The sequence below is a fragment of the Pseudoalteromonas luteoviolacea genome (assembly GCF_018100925.1).
GTDB lineage: Bacteria > Pseudomonadota > Gammaproteobacteria > Enterobacterales > Alteromonadaceae > Pseudoalteromonas > Pseudoalteromonas obscura.
Map to the genome: position 1 here is coordinate 88,349 of NZ_JAGJEH010000007.1, position 22,219 is coordinate 110,567.

Genomic DNA, 22,219 nt, shown 5'->3' on the forward strand with positions numbered 1-22,219 from the left:
ATTATGGAAGGGATAAAAACGACCCAATGGGTCGTTTTCTTGACTATAGAAAAAACACAAAACAACTGGGCATAAGATCAGTGCTTTAAAATAATTTTCTAATGGCCGCTATTCTTTGAGGCATTCGACTAAACACGTTTTGGGGCAGAAACAAGTTACGCATTAAGGTCCGCTTTTGACACATACATGACTGTCAGATTTGATTAAGCCCTATTAATCACACTTATTCACATAATGTACCAATAAGGCTTAAAGAGATAGAAAGAAAGTACCGCCTTGATTAATTTCCTCTCAACTTTCCTTTTCCGCTAGGCTCAGCCTGAAAGTTGTGAATCAGCTAATTTCTCGACTTTATGTTCGTCTTCTGAACAGTTATATTTCCAATAACTGCTCACGTACATCTGCTCTTTTTCAAGGCCTTTTGTTCGCTTAAACCAACGACGTAATGCTTTCATGGAATCAAATTCACAAGCACACCAAACAAAAACATGACCTTGCATCCAATCTAGTGCCTGTACAGTGTCTAATAATTGGCTATTTTTACCAGGCGTATTATTTACCTTCCAGATCACTTCAATACCACTGGGTTTCGTTAAATCCAAAATATCTTCTGGTTGCGTCACTTCGAGTATTACAGTTCCCTTAGCACGGTCTGGTAATCGCGTTAAATAACAACTTATGGCAGGTATTGCTGTCATATCACCAACAAACAAAAACCAATCGGCATTGTGATCGACGCCAATCGTACTTCCTGGCCCGCCAACGATCATCTCATCTCCAACCCGCGCCATCCTAGCCCAATCTGAAGCTGGTGCCACACTGCCTTCCTTAGAATGCAGTGCAAAATCCAGGGTGAGTTGTTGTGTTGCCTTGTCAAATCCACGTACTGTGTATGTACGCATCATGATATTTTGACGGCTCAACTGCTCAAACGCCTCATCTTCACGCAGTACTCTACCTTGTTTGGTAAATAGCAGCTTCACATAGCCACCTTCAAAACCACTAGGAAAACTTGCTAAATCGGGTCCGGTTAACACAACCCGTTTCATATTCGGTGATAAATATTCACTCTCTAACACTTTTGTTTTGCGATAATTGCCAGCAGCCATCATTGATACCTTTTGTTCTTTGTTATTAATACGAATGGCGGCGTGAAATATTTAATAAACTCGTGCTTGAAAGAGTTGAGACTTAGATGTGAACATTAGATATTAAGAAGCAGATACCTAAACATATGAAATTGTTCTTTGCTGCTTCGTCTTGCAAAAATAAGCTTATTACAAACCGTCAAGTAGACTCATGCAAATAATTAGATACGCCGCCATATACATCGATAGTTAGCCCTCTGTCGATGGCATATTTAGCGGGCGTTAATCCAAGCTGAGATTTAAGATAACGAATCAAATGAGGTTGATCACTAAAACCAAATCGACATGCAACTTCCGCCCAATCTATCTCCTCTTTACTGCGTGAATATAGGTATTCGAGCATTGCTTCCAGCCTGTTCATTGATTGACATTGTTTCAGTGTAAAGCCAGTCGTTTTGCTGAATGCTCTTTCTAGTGTTCTTTGACTGCAATGCAATAGCTCACCTAGCCGAGCTATCGGCTCTATATCGATTACTTTCAAAACTCTAGAAGTTAATTCACCGTATTTGTCATGATGAAATTGAGTAAGCCAACGGACTAATACGTTATCAAGATTATCGCGACACAAAGCACTGTCTTTTCGAGCGAGTGATAGCAAATCAACTACTTCTAATTTACTCATTGCGAGAAGGGCCTGTAAATCAACTGCCGCGACTTGGTCCAATGTTGGGTGACCAAAACCGGGGATTTTAATGGCATAGAACGCGCCGACTTTAAACTTAATACCAAGATGAATAAAAGGACTGGAGTGATCTAGCTGTAAGGTTTGTAAATGGGGAAATAGAATATGATCCCCAAAGCCACATTCTATATTGCCGCCAAAATTGTAAGAATAGGATTGGTCCTCGGGAGACATGATTAAATGACCACAGGGATCTGGGTTTAGCATAGGAAACTCAAAACTTTGCGCTCGCTTCCTCTTCTCAATCAGCCAATAACACTCGACAAAAGTAGACACAACAGAACACTTAGGGAATTGTAACCACTGGATCATAATACTCTCTGATGTGTAAATGTAATATTCATTTATAGTAGCTGATTACACCGCCGCAAAAACTTTTGGCCTAAAACACAAGACGCGGCTGAGACTGAATATTTAACGATGAGAAAAGTCAAACTGCACAATTCTATTCAATGCTTTAAAGCCCGCTTTATGAATAGCTTTTTGTGCCCCTATATTGCCGCTTTCCGTAGAACAAATAGCGTTCAGCCCTTTTCTTTTAGCAATCATTACCAATTGTTCTAGTACTCGAGTAGCTATACCTTGTCTTCTGTGTTCAGTCGATACAATCATTCCAAGGTCTGCAAATTGTGTTTGGTGCTCATCAAATAATCGGCACTCACCTGTCGCGACAATGCTTCCATTTATTGCCCAATACCATAACTCGTCACGGCTGATTAAACGCGTGTAATAACTTGTGAGCCACTCTTTCGGTGCATCTATCGCTTCAAAAGCAAAATCTACTAGCGAGTTTAGTTGATCATAGCTTGCTAAGATGAGCTCTATCTCTTCTGCTTCTCTCACGATTTTATCTTCACAATGCTGGTACATAAGTGCATTAACCGAATGGGCTGTTGAGCCATCCATACATAATGATAGGTATTGCGGCTCCGCAGTACTGGCAAAAGCACCTTTAACTTCGCCTACAGTCTTACTTTCGTTATTAATAATTAACGTAAATAGTTCGCTAGGCAATGTATTAGCTATTTCTGACAAATAAAACTGTAAAAGGTACTTTTCACTATTGATACAGCAAAAGCCAACCAAGACTTCACTTTCATAAAAACCGAAGTGCTGTGCCATTGGAGCGAATCCAAAGTGCCACATACCATCTAAGGGACCTGTTGATGCGTTAAAATAAGCGGTTTTCAAATCGCTGAGTTCATTTGGCTGAGTCATTTTTTTGATCTTTAACATCACTTCAATCCTACTTATATTGCTTAAATTACTTAGTCTTGCACTAAAAACCGTCCTCAACTACGACTCAATGAAAGCAATTCTAATGAAATTTATATATTCGAGATTGAATAAAAACGACAACTTAAAAAGAGGTATCAACTAGGCGCACAAATAGATGCTAAATTTAACTCTAACAAACCTGACAATAAGGCTTGGCGCTAATATGGTTCAGGATAACAAAAACATTTCACACTAACATAAACATCATTTAATTTATATTATTCAAAAGGTTACGACTAAATGCTTGTTTCACTTTAACGCTCCACTTCAGACGAAACCTTTCATAGTCGACCAGCGAGATGCTCAAGTGACCCCTATTTAATTATTCTAAGGGGGAGACAAGCTTGAATATTAAATAGCCTGTTTCGATTGACATCAAGTTTTTGAGAGTTAAAATAACAGCATTCGAATGTCATTCGAATGCAAATCAAAACTGGTCACCTATGGAGTAATAAGATGGCACCAGCACCTAAATATGATCAACAAACTCAGCGAAAAATGATCCTTGCCGCTGCCGAACAATGCATCAATGAAGCGTCGATCACTGACTTTACCATGGCCAAAATAGCACGCATTGCAGGACTTTCAATGGGTTCGGTATACAAGTTTGTGCAAAGTAAAGAGGATATCGTGCTTGCCCTTGCCAATGAATCTTTTACACATCTCTCCAGTATATTCGACCAAGTTCTCGGCCTTGAACTCAGCGCACCCGAAAAGATTATCGCGATCAGCCTTATTTCACCGCTAAAGTTACAATTGTTCGAATTTGATTACGCACTGCAAACTTACGCAACCAATGAAGCTGTCATCAAAAAAGGTTCTACTTATTGGACCGGTAAAATTATTGAAGCACAGTCTCGTTGTGAGTCTTCGTTCAAATTAGCATTGGTAGAAGCAATTAATGCCGGAGAGCTTGAAGATGTACCGAACTTATCTGAAGCAATCGAAGAAATCATCATCAGCGGCTGGGCGATGACGGTCGGGTATGAACAAGTACAACGTGTGCAGCAGACTAAACAGATTATAGAAGGAACGGATTCATTGTTAGCACCATTACCTCTTAACCACCCAATTATCAGAAGCTCGGTACGTCTACTCAATAGCTACCCGTGGCGACAGCCTATAAATGACGCCTCACTTAAACATATTGAACAAAAACTGATTGCGCTAGACCTGCGTTAATCACAGATAGGAGTAATTATGAATATTAAACGTTGGCTCGCAGCTACCTTTATTGTCCTCGTTGTGATTGCCAGTTTGGGCTTTATCAAGTTTAGTCAAATACAAGCTCAAATTGCCTTTGGTGAATCATTTCCTGAACCATCAGCATCGGTAAAAAGCACCTATGCAAAAGCGATTGAGCATACCAGCAATATCAAAGTGGTTGGTCAGCTACAAGCACGAAAAAACATGACTATCAGTAATGAATATCCAGGGCAAATTACCTATGTTGGCTTTAACCCGGGTGACACAGTAGAGTTTGAGCAAGTATTGTTGCAACTTGACACCAGTATTGACGAAGCAAATTTAAAAGCCGCTAAGGCACGCGTCAAATTAGCCAAATCGACCTATGCACGTGTCGTAAAACTGTTGAAACAAAAGCGGATCAGTCCAGACGAAGTTGATAAAGCAGAAGCCGATGTCAGTATTGGCGAAGCTGAAGTGCAAAACCTGCAAGCCTTGATCGCTAAAAAAACCATCCGTGCTCCATTTGCTGGTCAAACAGGCCTTGACCAATACCAGATCGGTCAGTTTTTAGATGTAAATAGTCAAATTACCACGATGATTGGTAGCGACAATGCGATATGGGTAGACTTCCATGTTCCTCAAACATTGGCACAACCACATATTGGCAGCCAAGTAAGTATTTCACTGACTGATTCAAGTAGTGCTGAGTTCAAAGATTTCCACGCGAAGATCATAGCCAAAAAACCCAGCATTGATTCTGATTCTCGACAACAAAGTTACCGCGCGCTGCTACCAAATTCAGATAATCGATTTAATCATAATCAAATGACTATGGTCACAGTCCCCGCCAATACCATCAAAGCAGTATTAGTCCCGACTAACGCCATTACGCGTAGTCATTTTGGCGAATTTGTCTATCAACTCGAAAAAGACGAACAGCAGAATTGGCGAGCAAAACCGGTCAAAGTAACATTGGGCGACAAGATACAAGACAACCAGATCGTTCTGACAGGGCTTTCTGGTGGTGAGTTTATTGCCAGTGAAGGGGCGTTTAAGCTCAGTGAAAATCTATTGGTCTATACGGAGCAAACAGCTTCAATCGACAGCCAAGGTGGAGCACAGCAATGAGTTCATTACACGAAAATAAACCATCGGTAATGGACATTTTTGTCAATCGACCTGTATTGGCAATTGTACTCTCATTGCTGATCATATTAGCTGGTGTTAACGCGGCTAAGCAGATCTCTGTACAGCAATACCCCAAAATTGAAAGTGCTTCTTTGGTGATCAATACCGTTTATACAGGCGCTGCGGCAGATGTTGTAAAAGGCTATGTCACAGAGCCTATCGAACGCGTAGCTTCAACTGTACCTGGTGTTGACTATGTCGACTCTGTCACAACCTCTGGTATGAGTAAAGTGACGGCTTGGTTAGATCTCAACCACAGTACCACCGATGCACTAGCTGAACTTACAACCCGGCTCAACCAAATTAAGTTTGAACTACCAACTGGCGCTGAAGATCCTGCCATTCAAATTGTTCGCGCAGATAGCCCCTATGCCGTTTTTTATCTTGATGTGGAGTCACAGGGTCTACCCAGAAATGAAGTTAGTGATTACTTAGTTCGTAATGTTGTGCCATCTATGTCGGATATTCCAGGTGTGCAAAAAGTCACCCTAGAAGGTGGACGAAACCCGGCGATGCGTATTTGGTTAGATAGCGATAAATTGGCCATTTACGACCTCAGTGCCAGCGACGTTTTTGCAGCGCTGCAAGCAAACAACACCATAGCGACCATTGGTTACACGGAAAACAACCGTCAACGTATCGATTTAATGGCAAACACCAGCCTGAAAAGCGCAGCTGATTTTGAAAATCTAGTCGTGAAAGAAACTGCCAGTGCGCAATTAAAGCTTCGGGATATCGCAGACATTGAAGTAGGCGAAGCGCAAGGTATGGTCACAGCACGACTTGATTATCACGACACAGTATTTCTTGCTGTTTGGGCGCTACCAGGTGCCAACGAAATTAATATCGGTGATGCTCTTTATAAAAAACTCGACGAAATCAATCAGATCCTACCAAATGATATGAAAATATCGATTGGCTATGACGGCACGCTTTATATGCGTGATTCCATCAAAGAAATTTTCACCACGCTTGCCGAAACTGTACTCCTAGTAGGTATCGTTGTTGTAGCAATGATGGGCTCATTTAGAACTGCTATGGTGCCTTTGATCACGATTCCAATTTCTATTTTAGGTGCCGTCGCAGTGATCTACATGATGGGTTTCTCATTGAACCTACTTACGATTTTGGCCATTGTGCTCTCAGTCGGACTGGTTGTCGATGATGCTATTGTAGTGGTTGAAAACGTTGCCCGTCACATGCGAGAAGGTAAGCCAAGGTTGCAAGCTGCACTGATCAGCTCAAGACAGCTACTTGTGCCAGTTATTGCAATGACGCTGACCCTCGCCGCAGTATATGCTCCAATAGGGTTTCTAACTGGCTTAACTGGCTTTCTATTCCGAGAATTTGCCTTTACCTTGGCGATTGCCGTACTGATTTCAGGACTGGTTGCGATTACACTCTCGCCCATTATGAGTGCTTATGTAAACCCAGAAGGCGGTAAAGAAGGCAAACTTACACGAGCTGTAAATAGCTATTTTGACAGGCTACAAGCATTTTACTTTCGTAGCCTAGATACCTTGTTTAAGTGGCGACCTCAGATATTTTTTGTTGCCATTGTGTTTTCATTATTGTCAGTGCCATTTTATTTATTGTCACAAAAAGAGCTTGCCCCGATTGAGGATCAAAGCAGTGTTCAGGTTGTTATTGAGGCGCCACCAGAATCTTCTCAGGTGTATACAGCGGAAAAAATGAATGACACAGCACGGGTTATGAATGCAACTGAAGGTGGTCAGTTTACTTGGCAAATAGTCACAGCTGCCGCTGGTTTCGGTGGTGTAGAACTTGCGCCATTTGAAGAACGCGAGAACTCTGTTCACGACTTACTATTTGATCTATACGGACGCCTTGGCAGTGTGACAGGCTTGAGCTTGTTTCCTATTTTACCGGCATCTTTACCTACCGCAGGTCAGTTTGATGTAGAAGTTGTATTACGCTCTAGTGACGATGCACAAACGATGAAACAGTACGCTGACCAAATCATTGCCAAAGCCAATGCCAGTGGTCAGTTCATGTTCGTGAATACAGATCTGAAAATTGACTTACCGCAGGCTGAGTTGGAAATAGATCGCTTACTTGTGGCTGATTTAGGGCTAAACCTTGCAGATGTCAATAACCAACTCAGCGTATTGATGTCAAATAACTTCGCCAACTACTTTAATAAAGATGGCAAGGCCTATCGTGTGATCCCGATTGTTGGCGATGATGAGCGCTATAACCCTGAAAATATACTCAATATGCAGGTCAGAACAGATCAAGGTACATTAATTCCTGTATCAGCTTTTGCGACATTGAAAACTTTCACAAGTCCAAGAGTGCTCGGATCTTTCAACCAACAAGGTTCATTTAGAATTTTGGCGGGTGTATTACCTCACATCACAAAGGAACAAGGGCTGAGCAGCATTGAAGAGTTTGCCAAAGACATTTTACCTGCCCATTACTCTATTGATTATGCTGGAGAGTCAAGGCAACTTCGTAAGGAGGGTAACACCATGGTGGGTGTATTATTGGTGGCCATGATTGTGGTGTACTTCTTACTCGCAATCCAATTTAACAGCTTTAGAGATCCACTTGTGGTGCTCTTAGGCTGTGCACCACTTGCATTGTCAGGTGCGCTTATGCTGCCGTTTTTATCACTCACTACCGTGAATATTTACAGCCAAATTGGCCTTATCACCTTGATAGGATTAATCGCAAAGAATGGTATTTTAATCGTTGAATTTGCCAATCATTTGCAACTTGAAGGAAAAAACAAGTTTGATGCCGTCAAAGGTGCAGCAGCAACCCGCCTTCGCCCAATCTTGATGACAACTGGCGCGACTGTACTGGGCCACTTCCCTCTAGTACTGGTTACGGGAGCCGGTGCCGAAGCTAGAAACAGCATAGGTATTATTCTGGTTGCAGGCATGCTGATTGGCACTTTCTTTACATTGATTGTTCTGCCGTTACTTTACGAAAAGCTAGCGACAGATCACAGAGGCGAAGTAGAGTCTGAGCAAGCACTCAGTGAAACGCAATTTGCTACTCAAATTTAAGACTTCTGGGTTGTTCAGCTAACATGTAAGCTGAGCAACCCTCTGTTCTCAAGCTCGATACGTTTCAAATTTCTCCCTTATGTAGCAATAAGTAATAATCCTTTCGCGTCCTTAACGCCCCTTGACTATATAACTGACCTCATTTTGAATACGCCACCAAACACGCGATTTTCTATAACAATTTTATATTGGGACCGTATTGGATGATGGGCAAATGTTTACCATTGAAAATCCGAGATTCAGTTTATTTCCAGTGAAAACCAGTAAGTAAACAAACACATTTTGTGCTTGTTCATTTCTGCATTGCGGTTGCTTTAAGCGTTTTGAATAGCTAGACAAAAAAAGGGGCCTAAGCCCCTTTGACTACAGTGACAAAAAGTTAGAAATACCCTCTAAACCCAAGCGCAAAGCTTCTGCCCGGCATAGGTGCTTTATCCTTTAAAAATGACGTATGAACGCGTGCTTCTGTATCCATCAGGTTATGACCTTTTAGATACAATACCCAGTCCTGCCCTAGGGCTGCGAAATCATAATTGATACTGGCATCAACTAGGGTGTAGCCTGGCGTTTCGGTCTCATGAGGCGCGATATGGGATTGCTTTTGATAACGCACAACATCTAGATTTAACGTGAATTGCTCTAAGTTATACGTCAGCTTTGTACCAAAGCGAACTGGTGAAACCATAGGCAAATTACCACCGTCGTTTAAACGCGCACGTACCAAATCAGCAAACAAAGTAGCATGTAATGACTCAGTTGCCTGCCAAGCAAACTCCGCTTCAAATCCATGTGTGATCACGTCATCAGTTTTAAACACATAAACAGGTAATCCATGCTCTTCATGATCAGTGTGATCATGTTCATCTCCATGCTCGTCGTGTTCACCATGATCATGGTGGTGGTCATGTCCATCATCCGCCATTAGGCCGGTGTTAACTTGGTAGTAATAGTTGTCAATCTGGTTATAAAAAGCGTTCAATACAAAACCAAATTCGCCATCTAGCTTTCGCCAAGTTAAATCTATATTGTGCGCGCGTTCCAACTCTTTGTCTGCGGGGTTTAATTCAAACGATAGACTATCTGCCTTTTGTCTAAACAATGCGCCAACTTCATAAGTACCCGTTCCAATATGAGGACCAAATGAAAAAAGCTCAGACGCTGCTGGTGCACGCTCTGAACGAGACACGGAAATACCTATGTTGTAACCCGGTTGATAATCCCAAACAGCACCGGCCGACAAACTTATTGGTGTAAACTCGTGATCTACTGCAAAAATACGTTCAGCAATTGCCTGCTCGCCTTCATGATCATGGTCGTGGTCGTGGTCGTGGTCGTGGTCGTGGTCGTGGTCGTGGTCGTCACCTTGCAAATCACCACTCGACAATACAACCCTTGGAGCATCAATTGTGACACGCTCTACCCGTGCACCGAGTTGCACTAACACGTCCGAAAAATGACGTTCTTCCATCAGCGCAACCGCAAATGTTTCGCTCACTGAAGGCGGTGTAAATGCTTCAGCACCTTGTGCGGAAAAGTCACTGCGTTTGTAATGCACACTGACACCACCACGCCATTGTGCAATCGGCTGATGCATCAAATCCAATCGTACTTCTTGGCTTTCATTCGCAAAAATAGTCCCTACTTCACCATGCTCTATCTCTGCATGCTCGTAGTCAGTATACGCAGCTCGAAAATTTGCTTCGCTTAGCCATTGATGGTCGAAGCTGTATTTACCAATCATCTGCCATCTGTCTTGGTCTAAATCAGCATAAACTGTTGGCGCTTCGTCGCCGTGACTATGGCCTGGTATCCCGTATTCTCTGGTCATTTTTCCGTAAGAGATGCCAATATAACCTTGTTCAAATAAATAAGAAGCACCAACCGTCCCGCCCGAAGACTCTTCTGCACTATTTTCAACTTTATAATCACCAGAATGCGTTTCATCAGCCCCTTTTTCAGCAGGTACTGGAATGTCATAGTCTTCTGAGTCTCTCAGATAACCGTCAACATGAAACGCAAATTGCTCTGTACCAGTGTTTAGATTTAAACTCGCTAGCTTCTGCTCATCACCTGTCGCATGCTCAACCAGTACCTCACCAAATGAATCGCTGCGCGTTGGGACACGCTCGTCCACCACGTTGACAACCCCGCCAATCGCACCACTGCCGTAAAAAAGTGTTGCAGGACCTCTAAGTACTTCCACCTGTTGCGCGGTTGAAGTCTCTGAAGCAACTGAATGATCTGGGCCAACACGAGAAGCATCACTGACATCTAAACTATTTTGTGTGATCAAAACACGAGGACCACTTAACCCCCGAATAACTGGTGTGCTTGCCACTTTTGCATGGAAACTGGTGTGAACCCCCACTTGTTTAGACAAGGTATCACCCAAGGTCGCAGCCTGCTGCTCGCGCAATTTATCTCCGGATAACACACTTACCGGCATAGATGACTCCATCATCGACGCATGAAATGGTGATGCTTTAACGTCTAACACTTCAATAGCTGAAGAATTTAATGTCACGACAATAGAGTTTAAACCTGTATCTGATGCTGCAACAAGTTTGTTTTGGTGTGCAAACCCAGCCGCCGTGATATGAAGCTCCACATCACCGCTTACATTTGTTTGTAAAACAAACTTACCCTGACTATCAGTTTGGGTTGTTCTTTGCGAACCCATAACTGAAATCGTCGCATTTGCAATTGCTTGACCCTGCTCGTCTTGAACTTGGCCGCTAATATTTTGAGCATACGCTTGTACTGATAAAGGCGCTATCAAGCCAAGCATCAGTGGTGAAAGTTTAAACATAATTGTCCCATCTAAATTTTGTTATAATATAACATATCATGCGCGGGTAATTTGCAAGCTTTTTCCATGTGTTTTTCAACCATGTCTTAAAAAGAGCTTTCAACTCGCTATTGCAATAAAATCATCAACCTTGAAGATGAACCTATTTTATCAATTAAAAATCAATCACTTAAAATTTCATTAGTAAATAAACAAGAATTATAATTGCATTTATTTTGCTACAATATAACATATCATCGAAATTCAACCTTGCGGGTAGCTTGTACAAAAGTACGCTCAAAGCATCTTGATAGAAGCCAATCCCAACCTGTTTTTATCAAAGGGCTTTACCAATAAAACCGTAATTTTTGCATTAAATATCCAAAGTTTTACTATCTCGGAAACACACCATGATAAGAAAATCAATCGCTGCTGCAATCAGCTCAGTGCTGTTGCTTGGGGCTTGCAATAGCCTAAATGTCGCGCCACAATCAGCAATATCAAAGCTACAATCAACAGCTCAGGTCGACTTGACAAACCCACTGCTCAGCCCCAGTTCATTGCAATATCAAGCACCTGACTTCTCAGCCATCAAGGACAAACATATTGCACCAGCATTTGAGCTGGGCTTTGCACAACAGCTCGCGGAAGTCGACGAAATAACAGCCCAAAAAACGGTCACATTTGAAAATACAATTGTCGCTTTAGAAAAAAGTGGTGCGCAGCTAACCCGTGTTAGTGCTTACTTTTCAAATATCAGTGCGACCGATTCAACGCCTACACGCAGAACCCTGCAGCAAAAATTTGCTCCTTTGATGGCACAGCACTACGACAATATTTACCTGAACGAACAACTTTTTAGTCGAGTGCAACACATCTACCAACAACGTGATACACTAAAACTTGATGCTGAATCGCTCAGGCTCACAGAGGTATATTACAAACGATTTGTCCGCGCAGGTGCCAAGCTCAATGCAGATCAAAAGTCACAGATCAGAATGCTCAACAAAGAGCACTCTCAACTAACCACCCAATTTAGTCAAAATCTGCTAAAAGAAACTCAAAATATTGCCGTTTTGGTTGAAGATAGAACACAACTTAAGGGCCTAAATGACAAACAAATAGACGCCATGTCGGCAGCAGCTGAAAATGCAGGGCACACAGGTAAGTATCTAATCAGTATTACCAATACCACACGCCAGCCCATTCTTGCGCAGCTTGAAAATCGCGCTTTAAGAGAGCGTATATGGTTAGCCTCTGCAAATAGGGCGCGCTCCGGTGAGACCAGCAATACAGAGATTGTAAGTCGCCTCGCGCAAAACCGCGCTGAACGCGCTAATATTCTTGGCTTTGATAGCTGGGCTGAATATGGCCTGTCGGCACAAATGGCACAAACACCTGAAGCTGTATTCACAATGTTCTCAGGCATGACTGAACAACTGATGGAAAACGCAGCGCTAGAAACACAAGCTATAGAGGAAAAAATAGCCCAAAGAGGTGGCGACTTTACCGTGCAGCCGTGGGACTGGGCTTATTATGCGGAGTTAGTCCGCCAAGACAAATATGCGCTGGATGAAAGCACTGTCAGACCATACTTTGAATTTAACCGCGTACTCAAAGATGGCGTGTTTTTCACCATGAAAGCGCTATATGGTATAGAGTTTAAACCTCGCCCAGACTTACCTGTTTATCATCCTGATGTCACAGCGTATGAAGTGTTCGACCATGACGGAACTAGCCTAGCTATTTTTTATGCTGATTACTTCGCACGCCAAGGCAAGCGAGGTGGCGCCTGGATGAATTCATTTGTCGACCAGTCTCACTTGCTTGATCAAACACCAGTTGTGGTCAATGTAATGAACATTGCTAAAGCACCGAAAGGCCAGCCAACGCTACTGAGTTATGGCGAGGTGACCACCATATTCCATGAATTAGGCCACGGAATTCACGGTATGTTGTCTGACGTCAATTACCCTTCTCTGGCAGGAACTGCAGTATCTAGAGATTTCGTGGAGTTTCCATCTACATTTGAGGAAGATTGGGCAATTCATCCAAAAGTTATCGCCAACTATGCGAAACACTACCAAACAAATGCCGCGATACCACATGAACTATTAGACAAGCTAGTAAAATCAAGAAGTTTTAACCAAGGGTTTGACACTTTAGAGTACGTCGCAGCTGCGGTCGTAGATATGGAATGGCACTCCCTGAAACCGGAGGACAAAATCACAGATTTAGAAGCATTTGAGCAGAAAGTGCTTAAGAAACATGACCTGTACTTACCTCATATTCAACCTCGTTATAAATCTGCGTACTTTTCCCATTCAATGGGCGGCGGTTACTCTGCCGGATATTATGCCTATATGTGGAGCGAAATTTTAGCGGCGGACGCCTTTGCGTATGTTCAATCTCAGGGCGGGTTGAACAGAAAAATAGGCAAACTCTATCGTCAAAACATCCTTGAAGTAGGTAACTCAAGACCTCTCATGGAATCTTACAAAGCATTTAGAGGCCAAGAGCCGACAGCAGAAGCATTGCTAAAACGCCGAGGTTTAAACGCAAATTAGCGTAAGTAATTGATATAGAATAAAACCAAGTGGCTTATTCTAGGGCCACTTTTCTCTGCCTAGTTTTTACAATCATTGCCACTACATAATAAAGATTTCGCCAATACCGCCTCATACGTTCCGTCACTTTTCATTTTTCGCAGCGTTGTGTCGAACTGCTGTTTAAGCTTTTCGCCACGCCACGTTTTAGGAAACGCGAAATAACTGGGGATCACAAACTCATATTCACGGTGAAATTGAACCAATTGCTGAATGTTAAGTCGGCGAAGTATATCCATCCCTCCGAGCTGATTACTAATTACGACGTCTACTCTGTCAGCCAACAAAAGCCTAAAACTCTGAGTACCAGAGGTCGTTTCCACCACTTTGTTGATAATACCTTGCGCTATGGCTGAATCTATTTCTTTGCCGTAGCTTACATTTCTAACCAGCCCTACTCTTAGCTGCCTCAATTCATTGATATTGCCAGTCAATTTTAAACCACTATCACGCTTGCTGAATATTGAAACCGATTGGTTTATCAATACCTGCTGTGAAAACAGCATGCTTTTCTGTCGCTCCTCAGAAAAATAAATTGTGAAAATGCCATCGGCACGTGCAGCCTGAACTTCTCTAAGAGCACGACCCCAAGGTAAAAACTCAACCACAAAGGACTTATCCATACGGTTAAATACTTCGTTAACCATATTTACGCCAATGCCTTTAGCATTGTTATCTTCTAAATACTGATATGGCGGATACTCAAGTGTGACAAAACGCAAAGTCCGCGCATTCCCCTCCCAGCTATGGACTAGCAAAATCACAGATATGACGACGATGACGAGAAGTCGAATATGCCCATGTTTACGTCTATTGGAAGAATGACCTGCCATATACCACCAACCAACCATAAAATTCAAAAGCGCACTTTAAGCTTTAAATACGCTCTGCGTCCCCTCGGATCGCCTGTTCTGGGGTCATAACTACCTGCAATATTTACAAAAGGCGGGGCTTTGTCCGTTATATTTACCACACCAGCGGTGATCGCCCCACTAACTGCCAAAATAGAAGACTCGTTAAACTCCATTTCATATTGTAAATCTATCGTATTAAAAGAGTTTATTTTTTCTAGACTTACGTCATTTTCGTAACTGGCCACATGGCGAAAAAACACATTTGCGCTATGGCCGTTTATGGTCCAATTGATGCCCATGCTGCCTTTGAGTCTTGGTGCCGGATTTCCGACAGTGTTGCGATTCAACTTCCCCAGACCGTCCGTAACAGTGCCACTTTCATCCATTAAGTCATACTCCAACAAATAAGATGCTGAAAGCTGTGGAGTTACCCGTCCAAAGTGCATATCAAAATGATACATGGCTGTCAGATCCACACCTGACGTGTCAATCGCTTCAGCATTGATAAACCGCGTATTCACAATTGAAATTGTACCTGCGGAGGTGCGTACTACCCGATTAGGGTCATCTGGAAACGCATTGACAACCGCTTGGTGGCTTTCTCGAGTTAACACTTCTTCAAACGAAAAACGCCAGTAATCTACATCGATATCTAATGTGTCGAACGCATATGAAATGCCAAAATTAAACGCTTCTGAAGTTTCTGGCACCAAGCTCGCGTCACCTACTGTTCGATTACCGCCAAATGTCGTCGAACCATCTCTGGGATCGGTAATGTTGGCAAAATTGGTTTGAACGCCTTTTAATTGATGGACAGACGGCGCCCTAAAGGATGTACTGTATGAGCCTCTAAACGATAAATCTGGTGATAAGTGCCAAAGCACTGATAGTTTCGGATCTGTGGTGTCACCTCCTAAATCTCCATAGTCTTCATAACGAATGGCCAATCCCAGCTCAAACTTAGCCATAAGCGGGAGTCGCAACTCAGAAAATAGCGCTTTAACATTGCGCTCTCCAGATACATTTTGATTGCCGATTAAAAACGCAAACCTGTCTTGTTGCGTCAAAGAATCATAGACAGAGGTGATTGACTCTTTTCTATATTGAATACCAATCGCCAATGCGCTGTAGTCATCGCCGATTGCAAACAGCTCATCAAACGCAAAGACGCCTTCAAAAACACGTAATGTCGATTTTACATTACCAATATAATCACCAATGATATAACTGCGTAATTGCTCATTCACGCTATCCTGAGGGGAAAAAGGATTAAAATATAGACAAGAACCTGTGCCTGCCACTGGATCGGCTCGGTTATCACAATTCACCCCACCAAACCCATATAAAGCTGATTGAAAGTTGTCAGCTAAGACATCTCTGGGATTTAAAAATGCATCATTTTGCGCACTCACGTAGGAAACTTGCCAGTATTTGTTCGACCCAATAGATCCGTCTACACCAAATGCGACCCGTGAAGTACGGTGCTCATAAAAATTCCGCTCAGTTGGTTTGCCAACACCAAATGGTCGCCCTCTAAAAAATATATCTTCGTCGTAGGGGTTGTTTGGATGTGACAAGAGCACAGACGGCGCATTTAACACAGGAAAGCTCGGTGAGACTTCTCGAGAAATATCATTATCTGCAAAACCCGCTTCAAACCACGGCTCAATACCAGTGTTTAGTTCCCATTTTGCATGCATATATACCTGTAGCCTGCCTTCATTCGGCACCGCTGTGATTTGCGGTGCAAAATCAAACAGACAAAATGTATTACCATTACTCCCTTCGGATTCAACACCTCCATTTTGCTCACAATTTGGGTCAGCAACTGTGAGACCCGTTGGGTTTTGTCCATTGGCAAGAGAAGGGATCACAAAACTACCGGGATTGCCAAAACTGCTAAATGCCGGTTGGACCCAATCAACCTCTCCAAGCACTAAACTGGTCCTTTCTAAATAGCTTGCTGCGAACAGCAGATGTCCAGTGTTGCCAATCTCAGCGCCATAAGCGAAGTCAATTTTAGTTTCATCTTGACTGCCTTCACTTAAGCGATTTCGATACTCATATTGAAGTTCACTACCTATTAAATCATCTCTACTGATAAAGTTTACAACCCCCGCAACAGCATCAGAGCCATAAATAGCCGATGCGCCATCTTTTAATATTTCGACTCTCTTTATTGCCAAAGTGGGGATCAGTGATGCGGTGTCGACAAAGCTGGCTCCTTGATCGGTAACCACTGCAGATGTCACTTGACGCCGACCATTCAACAGCACCAAAGTAGAAGATACGCCCAGCCCTCTGAGGTTTACATTTGAAGTGCCAACCGTAAAGTTTTGTGTCAAATTATCAGAGTTGTTCTGCGCCCCCGCATTAAATGATAGGGTTTCAATTAGGTCTCGCACATCATTGGCACCAATATAAGAGAGCGTTTTTGCATCAATGCTAGATGTTGGTGATGGGCTATCGGCTTGTATTGAACGCTTTATTCTAGTGCCTGTCACGGAGATTTTTTCAATCTCTTGTGCTCCGTGGCACAGCGTAGATAACCAAGAAAAAGGAGCACTGATTAATATAAGACTAACGAATCTTGCAGACCTTATTCGAAACATCTTCTCCCCGCTTTGCGCCTTACCAATGCGATGTCGCAACAAAATGAATACGTTAGACTAAGCATAGAGTATTTTTAGCGTATATTATGGAAATTTTAAGTGAGGTTAGTTCAAAGGATAGGGCGATAAAATAGGGGCTATTCCATTGCATAGTCAGTTCAATTTTAAAACTGTAGAATGAAAAAAGCCCAGCAATTGCCAGGCTCAAGCACAACGTCATTGTTTAATAAGGCTTACCACATTTTAGAAATTTTTACGTCTGCAGTCGCACCGTCAGCTGATTGATCAACGACTTCAAACATAAGACCTAACTTCGGCAGCTTTTTACCTGTTGCTGGGCGAATGTAGTTTGTATAGTCATCCCAATCTGCAAAGCGAGGATTTGCATTTGTGAATTGATCTCTCCATACCGTTTCAAGATAACCACCATTCGCCAAATCGGTGCGCGTTGTGCGCCCTGCATCACCTAGTTGCGGCACAGTGTTAAATGCTGCATCTTTGATCTGTCTGCGACTATTTAGTGGTGTTACGCTTCGATCTGTTACCCACTGACCTGTGCTGCTATATTCGGTCACATACTCTAAAATTGGGTTTCTGTCTGCATCGACAATACCAATCCAACCTTCACCAGGGTGCGCCCCCACTAGGTTATCAGCACTTGGTACATCAAAGAATTCAATTACATAAGATGGGTCAACATACCAAACTAACAGGCCTTCTTCCATTCCAGCCTCTTTCAAGCTCGCATCGAACCCAACGTGCTGGCGCCATTCTAATAGATAGTAAGGTGTATATTGAATTGTTCCATCAGACAGCGATGCGCTGTTTACAAAGCTAACTTTTTCAGGTGTATTTGAAGTGATTTCATTGAGTACTTTATCACCATCTGACACGACTATATTATCAACCGCGACGTAAGTCGCTTCGCCACCTATTGCGTAGTTTTCAACAGTAAAAGTGACGTCATCGAACTGTGCTAAAAATGAAATATCGTAATTAACCGTTGTCCAAGTTGAACCTGTGGTAAGAATCTTTCTACCATCAGAAGCCATTTCTAAATCAGCTGCATTTGCCGGTGCTAAAGCACCAGAAATACCCGCGCTTGGAATATCCACCAACAGCCTCAATCCAAAAGCGCCATTAATAGACTGTGTTGAGTTTAAGCTAAAGCTCAAAGTGGCAGCTTCAGTGCCTTTTACTGATTGTGCAAAAGAGATGGCACTATAACTTGTTAGGTCAAATGCATTGGCATGCAATGGCTCATAGATCTTTTTCGTTTGCTCTGGCAGGTTAATTTTAACCAAGTCGTTGTTCAAACCTTTCGTACCAGCTTGAGAGAACTTAACCGTTACACCTTTTCCTGTTAGCTCAGCAGCATTGATTTCCTGAGATTGGATCCAGTTACCACCATACTTATTTTGTAAGAACAGTTTTGCATATGGGCTATAACCCGTCGGTTTTGTGCCTCTGATCACACCACCCCAGCTACCTGAAGCCATTGAAGAATATGCAGAAACAGTTTCACCAACCCCACCATGTTTATCTTCAGAATATACAGTGTCATACTCATCTGGTAGACCTAGATCATGACCTAACTCGTGCGCTAACAAACCAATCGTTGCATCGATTGGCTGGATGACATAACTGCCAATACGCGCAGTTTTACCCACTGATTCATTAAATACGTCTTGGTTAATTGAGTGACGGTGAGACCAAATATAATTATTAAACGGACTGTTTGGATCTGGACGTAGTGCACGCGGCTCAGACTCCTCGCCTAATGTTGAGTGAATAATACTTAAATGGTCAATTTGACCATCATTATCAAGGTCATAATCACTCAAATTAAAGTTTTCATCTGCTAATACATTATATACAGCTTCTTTTATCAGTGCGTGAGTGTCCTGCTTATAATGAGGGTGATCAAACTTTGCTTTATACCAGCCAAATACTCCCCCTTCTACATCAAAAGAACCACCACTTTGATCTAGGAAGTATTCACGCATACTTGGTAGTGTTTCACCTCTTGGCCCTTCGTAGCCATTTTTCGAAAATGTCATCTCATAATAGTGCTCAGGTGTATAATTTTCATAGTAGTGTCTACTAGGTATATTTTCTGGCTTTATTGTATTATGAGGAACGTCGGCAAATTCCATCAAAATGGTAAGCACTTTACGTGTTGTTACTGGGCCGTGCCATTCGCGGGTCTGTGATGCGTCAGTGGTATTATCTACAACCAGTGGTGCATTAAAATCAGCGGTTAAATTTCTATGTAACTCAGCATCTTTTTTCAGCTTCTGTACTTGAACAGGATCAATGGTTACGTTATCTGTTGGCGTGTTTGCAGCATGCGAATGAGCTTGTGCATAGCCACTTAATGCACAAATAACTGCCGCTGTTAGCGAGTTCAGTGTATATTTTTTCATTATTCTTTCCATATTTATTTACTTGATTGTCAGCCAGAGTATTTACCGAACAACGGTATTCCTAACTCTTGAATATGAAAACGAATAAAAGCCATGAAAATAACAGAGATTAAAAAAAACCTTAACTTACTCTATAAAAAATGAACAGCACAAACTTTGATACACTATAACACTTGGTTAAAATAAAAACTAAAGAGCGCATTCAAAAAATAATAAAGAAAATACCTGAGATCTCTCACATTCCACATGAGAATAAATTCATTGCAAATTTAATAACAATTAGTCAGTTGGTTAACTATAGAAAATAAGAAGCTGATATAAAGTCATGGGCTGCATGGACGAGAGTTATTTAATGATCGTTGTAGATAAAAATACGAATGGCCAACCTAGCAGCTCTCTCCATACACTTGTAAGCCACTCTAGTCTCAATAACTGTTATGCACATCATTTTGCTTCATTCAGGATATCAACATAACATGGATTAGGTAGTTAATAGGGTAAAATCAGAACCCCATTGGTAGCAATACAAATGAGTGGAAAATAAAAATACTCAAACTTCTCCTCTTAAAATGCGTATTGCAACCCCTTGTTTCAATACGCATAAATTCGTCATACAATCACTTCAGAAGCATAGTCGAAGTAATTACTGTAACTGCCGTATCGATCTCTTTTTTATTAATTTGATAAAGCAGAGAGTATTTGTGATAGGTAAAGTCAGTATGTGACAGGTTTTTTCCGTTAACTGCGTAGACCTTATCAAAAGGTGTTGCTACGCTAGATAGGTCGTACGCCACGTCGGCATCGTTTACATCTAGCGCCAAAGCACTGTCAGTGGTAATGAAAGTCGGTGCTTTATTCGAGCTCAGTAAATTAGTGTGTAAGATAGTGACATTGTCTTTCACCGTACCGTCAGGCTTTCTTAGGAACGAATTCACCATATTTCCATCAATGGCATAGGAGCCTGGTGCATTTTCTAACACATAGTTACGATAGTAGAAAGGCGCCTTATAATTTGGAGAAGTCGAAGACGAGCTTAAATCTTGTATCTGTAGCGTATATTCTCTTTTTCCATACGCTTTGTAGTCATTTTCAAACTTCGCCATTTCGGTGCCCAGTGGCAGTCCTTGAGAGGTACCTGTGTAACTACCGTTTGAAAACGCTACGTTGTAAGTAGACGGCAAGCCTTGTGCATCTAGGTCATTAAAGTAGGTATAAGAATTATCGCCGGTAACCAATAGATTTTTTGCGGCCCCTTCAGTCATGTCAGCCAATAATGCGCCCATCTGCTTTCTTTCTTTGTCTACATTACACGCCGAGTTCAATGTAGTACTGCACAATTTATTTACATCGTCAAGGCGACTTTTTATACGTTCAACTGCATGTATAAAGGAAGGTGGAATTATGGCTCCTTTATGTGGAGCATCAATAGAAATATAATTTGCAAATTCGTGCTGATATGTTGAATCTTCAAAACGATTAAGTGCTTTACGGCCCATTATACCACCGTAACTGTAGCCTACCATTGTACTGTGATAGTCACCCTGCTTATGCCGAGTTTCAACATAATGTATGAGCTGGCCTACGGCGTTTTCGACATATTCACTGTGTGTATTATAACCGATAAAGACAATGTCTTTTCCGGCATCCAATAGTGTCTTGAAGACGTCTTTAAGTTTAAATGTTGACCAATACTTTTCTAGATCATAAACACCGCTATTAACTCCATTAGCTGACACATTCAGGCCTGAAACAAAGTAAACGGGTTTATCAAACTTGCCATCTTTTGACTTTATGATGTTCGCTTGGGCAATAGAGATAGTTTGACAATCGGAGGAGTTTCCTTGAATAGGTTGGCAATATTTTCTGTTTGAAACCGAATAACTGAGCTGTAATGAGTCTCCAACACCTGCTTCATATACATCCATGTCACTGATACTGATTTGCTTGTTTGGCTCAAATATAATGGTTCTAGCTGATTGTTGGGAGCCACCAACGTATATATCCTCGAGCTCAAAATGTACTGATTGTACGGAATAGTCACCTACACTTGTAACCGGGTTGTCTACTGAATAAGCAGCGCTTTGTGCAGAAGCAAAAAGTATAGGAAGAAAGGCTAATTGGGTCATTTTACTCATGAATATAATCCGTATAGAAAATCGAGCGGAAGGTTACCTGAAAAAGAAACCCAAATAAACCTATTAGATTTAATTATAAATAATATTATAAACACAGCGCCAGACTAACAAAAACGACACAAATAAACTATTCAAAAACCATAAACCACGATGAAATTATAATAAAAACCAATTTTAAAAAACCTAAAAGTTAATGCAACCCGACCTTTCCCCCCTTTTACACGAGTTTAAAACTCACCAAAACAAAAAATAAATTAACACATATAAACCAACAATTAA

Annotated in this window: 12 protein-coding genes; 4 read left to right on the forward strand and 8 right to left on the reverse strand. The window is 41.9% G+C overall.

The features are described from left to right. Positions 1–314: 314 nt before the first annotated feature. From J8M00_RS16025 to J8M00_RS16035, 3 genes are all read right to left on the reverse strand, one after another. On the reverse strand, positions 315–1,109 hold the full coding sequence (locus tag J8M00_RS16025) for a siderophore-interacting protein (protein ID WP_211011550.1): 795 nt from the start codon (positions 1,107–1,109) through the stop codon (positions 315–317). Positions 1,110–1,287: 178 nt separating this feature from the next. Then, complete coding sequence (locus J8M00_RS16030) at positions 1,288–2,142, reverse strand: helix-turn-helix domain-containing protein (protein ID WP_211011551.1); 855 nt, start codon at positions 2,140–2,142, stop codon at positions 1,288–1,290. A gap of 102 nt (positions 2,143–2,244) precedes the next feature. Then, on the reverse strand, positions 2,245–3,066 hold the full coding sequence (locus J8M00_RS16035) for a GNAT family N-acetyltransferase (RefSeq protein WP_211011552.1): 822 nt from the start codon (positions 3,064–3,066) through the stop codon (positions 2,245–2,247). Between the two features lie 498 nt (positions 3,067–3,564). Between J8M00_RS16035 and J8M00_RS16040 the strand changes: the two genes are divergently transcribed. The 3 genes from J8M00_RS16040 to J8M00_RS16050 are packed head-to-tail and all read left to right on the forward strand — an operon-like array spanning position 3,565 to position 8,519. Further along, positions 3,565–4,290 (forward strand): TetR/AcrR family transcriptional regulator, encoded by a 726-nt coding sequence (locus J8M00_RS16040; RefSeq protein WP_211011553.1) that lies wholly within the window; start codon positions 3,565–3,567, stop codon positions 4,288–4,290. Positions 4,291–4,308: 18 nt separating this feature from the next. Next, on the forward strand, positions 4,309–5,424 hold the full coding sequence (locus tag J8M00_RS16045) for an efflux RND transporter periplasmic adaptor subunit (protein WP_211011554.1): 1,116 nt from the start codon (positions 4,309–4,311) through the stop codon (positions 5,422–5,424). Further along, a complete protein-coding gene (locus J8M00_RS16050; protein WP_211011555.1) occupies positions 5,421–8,519 on the forward strand; it encodes an efflux RND transporter permease subunit in 3,099 nt (1,032 codons plus the stop codon). The genes J8M00_RS16045 and J8M00_RS16050 overlap by 4 nt, the downstream gene beginning before the upstream one ends. A 379-nt stretch (positions 8,520–8,898) precedes the next feature. Here the strand turns inward: J8M00_RS16050 and J8M00_RS16055 are convergent, their stop codons facing one another. Further along, positions 8,899–11,328, reverse strand: coding sequence for a TonB-dependent receptor (locus J8M00_RS16055; protein ID WP_211011556.1), 2,430 nt, complete (start codon positions 11,326–11,328; stop codon positions 8,899–8,901). A 389-nt stretch (positions 11,329–11,717) separates the two neighbouring features. Between J8M00_RS16055 and J8M00_RS16060 the strand changes: the two genes are divergently transcribed. Next, on the forward strand, positions 11,718–13,874 hold the full coding sequence (locus J8M00_RS16060; protein ID WP_211011557.1) for a M3 family metallopeptidase: 2,157 nt from the start codon (positions 11,718–11,720) through the stop codon (positions 13,872–13,874). A 59-nt stretch (positions 13,875–13,933) separates the two neighbouring features. Here J8M00_RS16060 and J8M00_RS16065 read toward each other — a convergent pair whose 3' ends face one another. The 4 genes from J8M00_RS16065 to J8M00_RS16080 all read right to left on the reverse strand — a co-directional run bounded on the left by J8M00_RS16065 (position 13,934) and on the right by J8M00_RS16080 (position 21,940). Continuing rightward, a complete protein-coding gene (locus J8M00_RS16065; protein WP_211011558.1) occupies positions 13,934–14,746 on the reverse strand; it encodes a substrate-binding periplasmic protein in 813 nt (270 codons plus the stop codon). Between the two features lie 23 nt (positions 14,747–14,769). Beyond that, a complete protein-coding gene (locus J8M00_RS16070; protein ID WP_211011559.1) occupies positions 14,770–17,379 on the reverse strand; it encodes a TonB-dependent receptor domain-containing protein in 2,610 nt (869 codons plus the stop codon). A 233-nt stretch (positions 17,380–17,612) separates the two neighbouring features. Next, positions 17,613–19,805, reverse strand: a complete 2,193-nt coding sequence (locus J8M00_RS16075; RefSeq protein WP_211011560.1) for an immune inhibitor A domain-containing protein — start codon at positions 19,803–19,805, stop codon at positions 17,613–17,615. A 617-nt stretch (positions 19,806–20,422) separates the two neighbouring features. Beyond that, positions 20,423–21,940 carry a hypothetical protein gene (locus tag J8M00_RS16080; RefSeq protein ID WP_211011561.1) on the reverse strand — a complete coding sequence of 506 codons (1,518 nt, stop codon included), beginning with the start codon at positions 21,938–21,940 and terminating at the stop codon, positions 20,423–20,425. Positions 21,941–22,219 lie beyond the last annotated feature (279 nt).